Source organism: Geobacter hydrogenophilus, from assembly GCF_018501225.1.
Lineage (GTDB): Bacteria > Desulfobacterota > Desulfuromonadia > Geobacterales > Geobacteraceae > Geobacter > Geobacter hydrogenophilus.
Window position 1 is genome coordinate 1 of sequence record NZ_JAHCZI010000022.1, and the last position, 11,035, is coordinate 11,035.

General features: G+C 46.2%; 9 protein-coding genes and 1 riboswitch. Of the genes, 3 read left to right on the top strand and 6 right to left on the bottom strand.

Annotated elements, in window-relative coordinates:
* Nucleotides 1-56: 56 nt before the first annotated feature.
* Entirely contained in the window at nt 57-1,058 is a 1,002-nt protein-coding gene (locus tag KI811_RS18245) for a sigma-54-dependent transcriptional regulator (RefSeq protein WP_246551877.1), read from the bottom strand.
* Entirely contained in the window at nt 1,048-2,082 is a 1,035-nt protein-coding gene (locus KI811_RS18250) for a two-component system sensor histidine kinase NtrB (protein ID WP_214187901.1), read from the bottom strand. The genes KI811_RS18245 and KI811_RS18250 overlap by 11 nt, the downstream gene beginning before the upstream one ends.
* 12 nt (nt 2,083-2,094) lie before the next feature.
* Here KI811_RS18250 and KI811_RS18255 point away from each other — a divergent pair, with 12 nt between their 5' ends.
* A complete protein-coding gene (locus KI811_RS18255; protein WP_343213611.1) occupies nt 2,095-2,910 on the top strand; it encodes a CAAX prenyl protease-related protein in 816 nt (271 codons plus the stop codon).
* A gap of 112 nt (nt 2,911-3,022) precedes the next feature.
* A riboswitch (cyclic di-GMP riboswitch) is annotated at nt 3,023-3,099 on the top strand.
* 97 nt (nt 3,100-3,196) lie between these two features.
* On the top strand, nt 3,197-3,988 hold the full coding sequence (locus KI811_RS18260; RefSeq protein ID WP_214187902.1) for a PEP-CTERM/exosortase system-associated acyltransferase: 792 nt from the start codon (nt 3,197-3,199) through the stop codon (nt 3,986-3,988).
* Between the two features lie 35 nt (nt 3,989-4,023).
* On the opposite strand, the gene KI811_RS18265 is transcribed toward KI811_RS18260, so the two are convergent.
* The 4 genes from KI811_RS18265 to KI811_RS18280 all read right to left on the bottom strand — a co-directional run bounded on the left by KI811_RS18265 (nt 4,024) and on the right by KI811_RS18280 (nt 7,873).
* The gene (locus KI811_RS18265; RefSeq protein ID WP_214187903.1) at nt 4,024-4,725 is read right to left on the bottom strand and encodes a PEP-CTERM/exosortase system-associated acyltransferase; all 702 of its coding nucleotides are present in this window, start codon (nt 4,723-4,725) and stop codon (nt 4,024-4,026) included.
* Between the two features lie 33 nt (nt 4,726-4,758).
* Nucleotides 4,759-5,559 (bottom strand): 2-oxo acid dehydrogenase subunit E2, encoded by an 801-nt coding sequence (locus KI811_RS18270; RefSeq protein ID WP_214187904.1) that lies wholly within the window; start codon nt 5,557-5,559, stop codon nt 4,759-4,761.
* 7 nt (nt 5,560-5,566) lie between these two features.
* Nucleotides 5,567-6,787, bottom strand: coding sequence for a glycosyltransferase (locus tag KI811_RS18275; protein WP_214187905.1), 1,221 nt, complete (start codon nt 6,785-6,787; stop codon nt 5,567-5,569).
* A gap of 108 nt (nt 6,788-6,895) precedes the next feature.
* Entirely contained in the window at nt 6,896-7,873 is a 978-nt protein-coding gene (locus tag KI811_RS18280; protein ID WP_214187906.1) for a PEP-CTERM sorting domain-containing protein, read from the bottom strand.
* 837 nt (nt 7,874-8,710) lie between these two features.
* Here KI811_RS18280 and KI811_RS18285 point away from each other — a divergent pair.
* Nucleotides 8,711-11,035 (top strand): SdrD B-like domain-containing protein (locus KI811_RS18285; RefSeq protein WP_281415292.1); only part of this gene is annotated, 2,325 nt, incomplete at its 3' end.

Sequence of the window (11,035 nt, forward strand, 5' to 3'; positions counted from 1 at the left end):
GAGAGGGATACCATAGGTCCCAGGGTGGTACACTTTTCATTCCCGCTTTTGGGCCATTATTGCATTACCAGTGACACAAGGAGCGGAATGTCTTCCCGGCGGTCACGAAGGGGAGGCACCTGCACCTGGACCACGTTGAGTCGGTAGTAGAGGTCCTCCCGAAAGTTCCCGGCGGCTATCTCCGAGGGTATATTTCTGTTTGTAGACGAGATCAGTCGAAAATTGACCTTGATCTTCTTGTTGCTGCCAAGTCGCTCTATTTCCTTTTCCTGAAGGACTCTTAGCAGTTTTGCCTGAAGCGGCATTTCCAGTTCACCGATCTCATCGAGAAAGATCGTCCCTTCCGCCGCTTCTTCAAATCGGCCGATGCGGCGGGAGAAAGCCCCACTGAAGGCCCCCTTCTCGTACCCAAAGAGTTCCGACTCAATCAGTTCGCGAGGCATGGCCGCGCAATTTACTGCAACAAACGGTTTATCCCTCCGCACGCTTCCGTAGTGAAGAGAGCGGGCAATGAGCTCCTTGCCGGTTCCGGTCTCGCCACAGATGAGCACGCTACTCATGGAATCCTTGACGGCCTCGATAGTTTCAAAGATACGGAGCATCTCCGGAGTGGCGCCAACAATGCGTGTCGGCGTTCCCCCCGAGACTCTCTTGCGCAGAGTTTCCAGTTCACGCTTGAGGCTGCGTTGCTCCACTGCCCGAGCCAGAATTCCCTTGAGCTTAACGTAATCAGGGGGTTTGATGAAATAATAGAATGCCCCGCGGGTGATGGCATGCACAGCTGAATCCACGGAACCATAAGCCGTCAGGAAAATAACCGGTATATCGGGATAGCGCTCCGCTATGAAATCCATCAACTGCATGCCGTCCTTGGCAGGCATTTTCATGTCGGTAATAACAGTGTCTATATCCTCTTTACTCAAGGTTTGCTCTGCTGCGGCGGCATCCCCAGCCTTGAACACAGAGTACCCCTCTTCCTGCAGGATTGCCGCGAGCACCTTCAGGGCATTCGGCTCATCATCGACAATGAGCACCTTCCCGTGCGCTTTACCCTGCATGTGTCTCTCCGTGAGAACTCTCTACAGGAAGGCAGAGACGCACAGTCGCACCGTTTCCCTTGGAATTTATTATTTCAAGATGTCCACCGTGATGCTGAATGATCTCCCGAGAGATAAAAAGACCGAACCCCCGCCCCTTGTCCCGAGCGTTGCCACGTGGTGGTGAAAGCAGAGTGCGGAAAGCCCCCTCAGGTATCCCCGGCCCGGAATCTGAGATATCGAGCGTCACCTGTCCCCTGTCCGTCATAGTGTCCAAACGAGTTCTGAACGTAATCGTGCCGCCGTTCCCCATAGCCTCTATGGCATTATTTACAATGTTGAGTATTGCACTCTCCAGATGAAAAGCATCAAACTCGAGGAACGGAACATCCCCGTAATCGCAGACAAACCGGACATTGCGTTCCTGTGCCTGAAGAGATGTAATCTTCAATACCTTTTCAAGAAGCAAATGAAGATCGCTGCGCGATTTCTCCATCTCCAAGAGCGACGTACTGAGGAACTTGGTTATGAATCCATCGAGCTTTGCAATCTCCTCGTCGATAATGTCCGCAAATTCCACAAATGTTTCATCGGAGCCATAGCGGTGCTTGAGATATACTACTGCCCCCTTTATCGCGTTGAGCGGATTTCGAACGCCATGGGCAAGAGTTGCGGACACCTTACCAATGTCGATAAGCGTACTGGCCCCCTTCAACTCCAAAGCTCTTGAACAGGTTTCGGAAGCACATACGGAAACCCGAACCGCCCCCATGACGTTTTCCTGGTTCAGGACGGGCTCTAAACGTATATCAGCCACTGTCTTCCCGAAAATGCAAATAACCGAATAATCCCGCAACAGCAAGGGATTGCCGCTTCGCGCAACCTCTGCCACCGCATCGCGGTCCTGATGCCACACTCGCGGGAACACCTCATAATAGGGCTTTCCAGCAAGGAGAGATGCAGGAACTCCGATTACTTGTTCCGCGGCTTCGTCACAGGTGGAAAGAGTTAAATTCGGTGTTACCTCGAATGAATAAAAAACCATTGGATTACCTGAGTGATCAACAGAGAAAGAATTTTGTTCATTCTCTGCCTCGCCTTGAAAAGACACTATTTGACTTTACCAGGAGCAGCGGGTAAGGTTACTCACAATTACCACAATTCATTAACACAAGTAAACCGAACAATGCATACGAGAACCATTGCCCACATACTTCCCTTCGCCGTTTTCATGTCATTCATCGCCGTCGAAGGGGCAGTGCCCTGGCTCGATAAAAACGGCATCATCACCCTACAACCGACGGGCACGCTCTACCTCTATCCCATCAAGACAATTGTCGTGGGCCTGCTGCTGCTATATTTCAGAAAACATTACCATGAAATCAGTATTAAACAAATCGTACGTCCATCCATAGCCATATCCGCGCTACTTGCAGGGATCATTGTTTTTGCATTGTGGATACAAATGGATTGGCTTTTGCCATTCCAAAAACCGGCTCAAGGGTACAATCCCGACCTTATTTCTGATCATATCCATCGGACAGTACTTATTGCTTTCCGCGTGACTGGCGCTTCGATTGTGGTCCCAATCATGGAAGAGATCTTCTGGAGGTCATACATCGCCAGAATGATCATTGACCAAAATTTCGAATCGGTGTCGGTCGGAACATTCACGTGGGCATCCTTTGTTACCACGGTCTTATTGTTCGGTCTAGAGCATCAATTCATCATCGCTGGATGTATGGCCGGCGTAATCTACCATACACTTCTGTGCAGAACCAAAAGTTTAACAGCGTGCATTGTAGCCCACAGCTTGACCAATCTATTGCTGGGAATCTACGTCCTGAAGACCAAGGCATGGTCTTTCTGGTAGACCTCCTGTAGCATGACGGAACCTACTCCGGGGGAAATGAGCCTTCTCTGGATATTTATTGTTGCTTGAATCGAACCGCGTGTGATATAGAATGGATGCATCATTTATAGATAGACGATAATACTCAACCATCCGTGAGGATGGGGCGGAAAGCCTATTGGGTCTCTCCGAGACAGCCGGGTTGCCGAAATATCTACCAACAGAGATATCAGGCCCCGGCTACTTTTTTATGGCCATATTCATTATGTCCAGCTAAAAAAGAGAAACGTCAAGGAGGACATCATTAATGCCAAGAACATTCTCAAGAATCTCGCCCGAACCTGGACTCGTCGATTACTTCAATCTACTCTATTCAGTCGTACCGGCCGAAACCGATGAACTCGTCAAAGAATCGTTTCGTCTCAGGTATCAAGTTTACTGCATTGAAAACGAGTTTGAAAAACCCTCCGAAACTACACACCAAATGGAAACCGACGAATTCGACAATAACTCGGCCCACTCCATCATTAAATACAATAAATCCGGGCAATCAATTGGTTCTGTCCGGATGGTCCTGCCGAACGAAAACGACCCCTCACGCAGCTTCCCCATCCAGAGGATATGCAGCCATTCAATATTTACGGATCGCAAATTCTTTTCACAGAATAGGCCCGTTGAAATATCTAGGTTTTGCCTTTCGAAATCATTAAGAACAATTTATCATTCATGCGATCATCGCTGCCTTCAACTGGCAACCAGTGCTGAATCGCTTCCAATGATACTTTTGAACAAGTACGGTCCAATTCTAGGACTAATCAGAGGGTTAGTTCAGATGAGTATGGAACATCAGGTCACCCATTGGTTTGCTATCATGGAAGCATCTCTTATAAGGTTGCTTGCCCGTCTCGGCATATACTTCAAACCAACCGGTACCCTAATCAATTATCATGGGATGAGACAGCCGTGCCACATAGAGTTTTCCGAGTTGCTGCGCAGAGTATACTCTGACCAACCACATGTATGGGAAGTTATTACAGACAACGGAAGTTTATTGAATGCCACAGGAGGGACGAATAATCTTCGCATATTACATCGTTAATCTACTTATGAATTATCCAACCAAAACCTCCTTATTCATTTCGTCAAGTCCTTGATAAAGTCGAAACAGTTCGGATCTTTTTGCAGCATACCTTCTCTTATTTCCCTCAGGCTTCCAAGATAAGGAGTTCTGAGTCCATGATATTCAATCTCAGGTCCAATTGGATGAAACACCATGCCTACCCTCTTCAAAAGAATATATAAACCTCTCTTCATTGCCACATACCAGTGGGTAAGCCCCAGTTCCATGCTTTGAAAGAGAAGATATTTATAAAATTCATGTACGTAGTTGCATTTACGCTTTTCATGCTCATGAGAATTAACATCCGGAAGGTCTGATGAAAGACCAGAGAGCACATTATCCTCTATCCGTTTGCGGTATTCTTTACTGATAGCCAACCTGGAAACCTCACCGATTCTGGCTTCTTTCCATCCGCTCAATAGTTGTCCATGGAGCATAGGGTCTATCAAGCAGTTCTTTGTCACTGCATATCCCAACTCGCTAGGGAAAATAACTCGTGCTGTCCCAATGATAGAGTTATCATGTGTACTCTGTATGACAAAGTGCTCAGACTTTTCATCGAATTCATTTCTCTCCATACCGTCGGGATACGCTGTTGGGTCCTCAAATCCCCATTCCTCACAATACACTTTGAAGCGGATACGGAATATCTCTTCCATATAGCTACTGTATTGTTTATCTCCCTTGCTTATTTGTGAAAAATGAAAAGGAATCATGGGTATCCTCCTCAAAATAGGGGCCCAATACTATTAATCAAGTTCCAGGTCCGCGTTTTCCAGTATCTGAGCAATTCTAGAAAAAAAACGTGCTGCAGGGGCTCCTGCCATAATCCTGCGATCGAATATGATACAAAGAGGAACTGTTCTTCTAACTTCAACACTCCCATTGATTGCAATCGGGCGTTCTTTTACCCATCCAAATGATACAGTCAAAGGCCACAGCATATCGCCTACAAAGAAATCTACGCCATATTTAGCAGGGGAATTGACAAAACAAGCACAGCCCCTGTGCTTTGTCCACATTTTAGGTGAAAATTTAGGCATACGAATCAGCCATTTGGTTAAAAATACTGGTAGGCTGCTTAAGAGAAAATAAAATAGTCTCCAACGGGGATTGGATTCTTGAGTCGCATTGGAAATGTTTATTAGCTCCTTGGTCAAATCAGAGAGAGATTTGATATCACAATCAGGGATAGTTTCGGCCAGAACAATCGACTCAGCATCAGGAACATTCCGCTCAACAGCCACAGTAATGTCGTAATGAGCGAACTGTATGAAACGTTTCCAGAAGGAATACCCCAAAATTGCACGGTTTGCGAAAGGATATTCTTTGAGAGCTATTGCAGCCGCCTTAATCACCAATGCCGTATAAGAAGGCTTCACAGAAGTACTATTGAGTACCTTATTACGGAGCCGATCCATGGCTGACGCATCAATTTCTCGAAGAAAGGTAACCTTATATGCAGGGTTCATTTCTTCATTAAGAGTCCAGAAAGCTCGTGACATCCGCTTAACTTTAATATTAAAAAATTTTTTATTCGCAGTATCCATTGTGGGCCTAAGAACAACTACGAGCCAGGAGATCGGCGCTCGTGGTTGCAGCATGGTAACGATTCAAAATATTTTGCATCGACTGAGCATTGTTACGGAAAGACGGATTGGCCAACACCTGTTTAATCATATCGGAAAGAAGGGAGGGATTCTTTAGAAAATTTTCTAAATCGATAGACTTACCAAATCCCAGTGCCTCAACACGTCTCATATTGAATTTTTGATCGGGAATGGTCGGAATTCCAATGACTGGCTTTCCATGGGAAAGAGCTTGGTATATTGTCCCATTACCACCATGACAAATTACCAGATCACAGTGTTTAATAACCAAGTCGCCATCAATATAACTTTCAAGAAAAAGTTTGCCAGGTGCAGCTTGCAGGTCTGCTGGTTGGCCTCCAGTTGAAATAATTGTTGTAAAGTGAACTGAAGGAAGAATTTGACTGAGATTAGAGAAGAATTCCTGGACTCCCGTTGATCCCATTGTTACATAGACCAACGGAGTTGAAAATGTTTCGGGCGACCACCAAGGTGGAGGCGGAATCTCACTCTTCCACGTAAGCGGTCCAACATAATGGTAATCTGGTGGTAGATTCCGTGTTGGGAAATACTCTGGAATGTCCGCAAGAAGTGTGATGTCTTTACCTGTTAAGCAATTTGTAGCGGTAACAGGTCGGTCAAGTTTATATTTTCGGCTCAACTTCAAGAAGATATTCATAACATTATCAAATAGCTTCATTTCAAGGGAAAGATTCAAACGATCAAGCGATTTCCATACCCTTGAACTACGGCTGATAAGGCGGGATGGTATCCAATCAAAAAAAGGCACATAGGGAAGCGCGCGATACTCGGTTGAGGATACATTCACAATAGCAGCATGCCTGACTTTGGCAATCTGGGTAGACAGTGCCGCAGTAAATCTTCCGTCAGAGAGCACAATATCTGGGAGGGAAGTCCTGATAACATCAATATCAGCCTCCAACATTCGGAAGACCTCTTCATCGTCAACAAATCGGAGCTTGCCAGAGCGAATGTTTCCAAAGAGCAGGTCTGGATCTGGCTCATAGCAGCGTATTACATCAAAACCCTGATCAGAAATGAATGAGGTCTTCGAACTTTCGCCAGCAAAAACTACCTCATGACCCATCCTGCGCAACTCAAGAGAAACCGCTAATACTCTACTTAGATGAGACAAGGTATGGGTATAGGGTATGGCCAGCACTTTCATGGAGAAATCCCGAGTTTTTTTATAACATTATCATAATAATGCGAAAGGGGGGCACTCAAAATGAGTGCCCCCCTTTATTCAACTTCAGCGGAACGCTGTTTGCCTAGCTTACCTTACACGGCGACGGAGGACGCCACCAACAGCCAGAAGTCCAAGACCGGCAAGAACAAAGGTGGAGGGTTCAGGAACCTGGGTCAAATCAAAGGACGTAATAGCATCCGCCTGGAAGAGCATGTCAGGTCCGTTAACACCGTTGGTCGCGCCCAAGGTCGTAACGCCAGCAACACCATCCCAAATTTGATAGTTTCCCCCTGCTCCAGTGAACATGTTCTGAGTAGGGTTCACCTTGTTGAACGGCAGATTGTTACTGGTGTCGAAGTTCAAAGAAAACATGAACTGAAACAGATTAATCGGGGTCTGGATGACGGCTTCGTCTTGATTAAACGCGTCTACTTGAATAAGGACGTTGGTCCCGCCGGTACCGTTGAGTGTCAGTTGGCCTGCCCCGGCATTAGCAGTTGCCCAGTTATTGCCATCTGCAGTATTGTCCAAATTGCTTACTACACCTCTTGTACCAAAGTTGCTTCCTACAAGCCCAACTACATGACCTGAAAGAAAGAGATTGCCATTAGTAAATCCAGCGCCTGTCAGGTCATTGGCATCCCTAGCTACATCTTTATAGAAATACACATAACTAGGTCTTGACGAATCAAGATCAAAATTCGCTGTTGCCGTAGTTCCCGACGCACTGGTGTTGCCCTTCTCACCGAAACCGATAACCGCCGTAATCTCGTAACCACCTGGAGTATTAAGCCCAGTTCCCGATATTACGTTATTGCTGGTATCCTGGAAGTTTCCGAGCCGCGCCTGATAGTACAAATCAAAAGATTTCTGCGGAGGGAACCCTGCCGGACCAACCGGAAGTGGGATAGCTCCCTTTGCAAGGGCATTGCCAGGTGTCCAGTCCATTGAACCCACCGGGGTACCAAACCCAAAGTCAAGAGCTACTGTTGCGGCAAACGCCGATGAACTTGCCAGCGCAGCCATAATTCCCAAGCCTACTGCGATTTTCGTTGAAGCTTTCATAAATTCTCCTTTCTCTGAATATCTCTACACAAAGAGACATTTACCAGTTACCCGGCTGCTGATTTGTATTCTTTTTTCATGTTCTCTACGGATCCTCCAATGCAACGGCAATGCCAAACAAAATATCACGCAATTACGGTATATTATAAAATGAAAAGCATCCTCTATGACCTAGAGTGTAAAGTTTTCCGAAACGAACTTTGGAATTCTTTACGCTCGGATATCCCCCAACCCCAATAACCAGAAAAGAGCTAATCTACCCAGTCACGTTTGAACGTAAATACAGCCTGTTAGCTGCATAAATCCGGTATCAGGAAACTCTATCTCGTCCCAGGCAATTAATCCATTAACCCAACGCCACATTGCTAAAAAGCTGATTTTCAAATGAACTCCAGTGAATATCCAAGCACATTATCCCATGGTTATCTATTGTTATCTATTGCTGTCGGAAATACTTACACAACAAACCATCAATAAATATTTCATAAACAATTTCAACACATTACAGATGGCACTTTTTTTGCTAATAAAATTGCTCTAATAGCTCATTTTTATAAAACACTATTTATTAGTTAATATGTTTCGTGTTGAGTTCTTGGATAGATCTTGTGGGATCCATCTCAATCTGTACCGGCAGATGACCTTTCAGGGCCAAGCAAGCTTTCACAAACCCTAAGTCTGAGTTTTCGAGACTTATAAACTTGAATTACATTTTGAAATTTTTAACATTTGAGAGGGGATGTCGTAGAAGAAGGAGAACAGATATTCTATTTTTTACCTACTAAGAAGGGAGGATTAAATGCTTTCAAACCATTACATCTACAGAAAGGAGAGGCTATGAGTAAAATGCTGAAGTTATTATATTTGCCCCTGTTATTTTTATTCTGCCTTTATCTCCAGGATGCCCATGCAATTACTGGTCAAATCAAATTTAATGATACACGCCTGGGTGTATTATCAGTCGCAACATTCGACTGGAGTCCTGGTAACGGATTGGCGGAAGGAGGCGTCCCGTTAGCTGTTTATCCTAACCAATCTTCTTTTGTTTACCACTTGCAAGCCAAACTTGGAAATTTTCAAGACTTAAGCAATATCCCGATTGCAGGCACAGGTTTGAACTCGGACTACGAAATCACCGTGGTTTTGGGAGTAAGCCAAACTGGCTCAATAGACAAAACAGCAGTTCCGACAAATGCCAATTTCGGACTTGGGACTTCTTCTGCAATTAATTACTTTAGAGTCTATTACGATACGAGTAAGAATGCCAACGATAAGAGCGGAACAGGTTTTGACGATGGCATTCTTATAATGAGCGGAACAATTACAGATAGTTTTGGTACCTTTACTGTCAAATCAACTAATACTACTCCGCTTGATGGGTATCTTAACAATGATTACCCACAAACTAACACTCTAAGTGGCACTGGCGGCTTTCAGGCAAACATTAAAATAACCTACTACAACCCGTCTTATGTAACACTTGACAATAATACTCTAAAACTTGCCATCAATTCTGATACCTCTCAAATTGCCCCTTTCAGCAAAGTTGATCCTTCCGCAGTTTTCTATAATGGGACTGCATATCACACTCCTGTTCGTGGTGATGGTGGTATTAATGGATTGCCATCTTCTTTAGGCCAAGCCGACTTCCAATTTCAAGCTGATGCGATCTCCAGCTTTGATTTAACCTCATGTACCGGCACCATCGGCGACTTTGTATGGCATGATACGAACAGAGACGGCCTACAGACTGCTGGTGAACCAGGAATTGACGACGTTACTGTCAAGCTTTACGACGGTACTGGGGCAAACCTCCTTGCCACAACAAAGACCGTTCTTGGCCCGCTGAACCAGCACGGCTACTATCAATTCACTGGTCTGTGCGCGGGAGATTATCAAGTCGTTGTCGACGCTACCACACTCCCAGTAGGCTTTATGCCTACGATGTCCGACGTTGGGCCAGACCGCACGGTAGACAGTAACGGCAGCCCCGCTCTCGTTACGCTTCCCACCGACACAAGCTCCGACCAGACAATCGATTTCGGCTATGTCTCCCCCTGTACCGGTTCTATCGGTGACTTTGTCTGGCTGGATATGAACCGTGACGGCATTCAGAACGACGGTCCGAACGCCGGCATTAATGGGGTGACGGTTAGACTCTATAACGACACCCTTACGACAGTGCTGGCAACGACGACAAGCGGTCCTAACGGTTATTATCAGTTTTCCGGACTCTGCGCCGGAACATATCAAGTGGTTGTCGATGAAACCACTCTGCCACCGGGACTGCTTCAAACAGACCCCCTGCGGGGCACTGATCGCGCAATAGACAGCAACGGCAGCCCTGCCTCCGTAACGCTGCCGACTGACTCCAGCTCAGATCAGACCATTGATTTTGGTTATGTCACCCGCTGCACCGGTTCAATCGGAGATTATGTCTGGCTCGACCAGAACTTCAACAGTCTCCAGGATGCCGGCGAACCGGGGATAGATGGTGTAACCATAAATCTTCGTAGGGCGTCTGACAACAGCCTCATTACCACGACAACAACTGGCCCCAATGGTTTCTATCAGTTTACCGGTCTCTGCGCAGGCGACTATCGGGTCGAATCCGTTACTCCTCTTGGCTTGAGTCGTGTACCGCTCTGCAGCACTGACCAAACGATTACTAATGACAGTAATTGCTCACCAGCGCCGGTAACACTGGCCACTGACAACTCCTCTAACCAGACCATTGATTTCGGCTTTGAGAGTCCATGCACCGGTACCATTGGTGATTACGTCTGGAACGATCGAAACGTCAATGGCATTCAGGATGCTGGAGAACCAGGCATCAATGGAGTAGTCCTTAATCTACGGAAATCCTCAGACAACAGTCTTATCGCCACCACGACAACAATTACAGGCCCAACCGGTGACGGATATTACCAATTCAACGGGCTCTGCGCGGGCAGCTACAAAGTCGAGGTTATTACTCCGACCGGATACTTGCCCACCACGACCTGTAGTGCCGACCAAACGATTGGAAATGACAGCAACTGTAACCCAGCACAAGTGGATCTTGCTGCCAATTTCAGTTCCAATGAGACCATCGACTTCGGCTTCTTCACACCCTGCACCGGATCGATCGGCGACTTCGTCTGGAACGACCTGAACCACAAC